Raw genomic sequence first — 500 nt, 5'->3', positions numbered from 1 at the left:
GGACAACGCATCGCCGATCTTTGCGCCGCGCCCGGCGGCAAGACGGCCCAGCTGATCCTCGCCGGCGCGAACGTCACCGCCGTCGACAGTTCAAAGAACCGGCTGGCCAGGCTGGGTGAGAACCTAAAACGCCTCGGCCTTTCGGCCGAACTGGCGCACACCGACCTGCTCGACTACCGGCCGGCGGAGCCGTTCGACGCCGTGCTGCTCGACGCGCCCTGCTCCTCGACCGGCACCGTGCGCCGGCATCCCGACGTGCCGTGGACCAAAACCATGGCCGATGTCGAGAAGCTCGCCACGCTGCAGCGGCGCCTGCTCGCTCACGCCGTCACTCTCGTCAAACCGGGCGGACGGCTCGTCTTTTCCAATTGCTCGCTCGACCCGATCGAGGGCGAGGAGCTCTATCGCGTCTTCCTTGCCGGAACTCGCGGCGTGATCGCCGATCCGATCCAAGCGGGTGAATTCGCCGGCCTCGATCCCTTCCTCACGCCCGATGGCAC

At 67.6% G+C, this 500-nt stretch carries 1 protein-coding gene; it reads left to right on the top strand.

Going from position 1 to position 500, the window contains the following annotated elements; genetic code table 11:
• On the top strand, positions 1–500 hold a 500-nt coding region (locus EOA75_RS33685; RefSeq protein ID WP_164747799.1), incomplete at both ends, for an RsmB/NOP family class I SAM-dependent RNA methyltransferase.

The organism is Mesorhizobium sp. M1A.F.Ca.IN.022.07.1.1 (assembly GCF_003997575.1).
Lineage (GTDB): Bacteria > Pseudomonadota > Alphaproteobacteria > Rhizobiales > Rhizobiaceae > Mesorhizobium.
The sequence above is the reverse complement of the archived record's forward strand: the minus strand, read 5'-3'. Positions and strand labels throughout refer to the sequence as shown.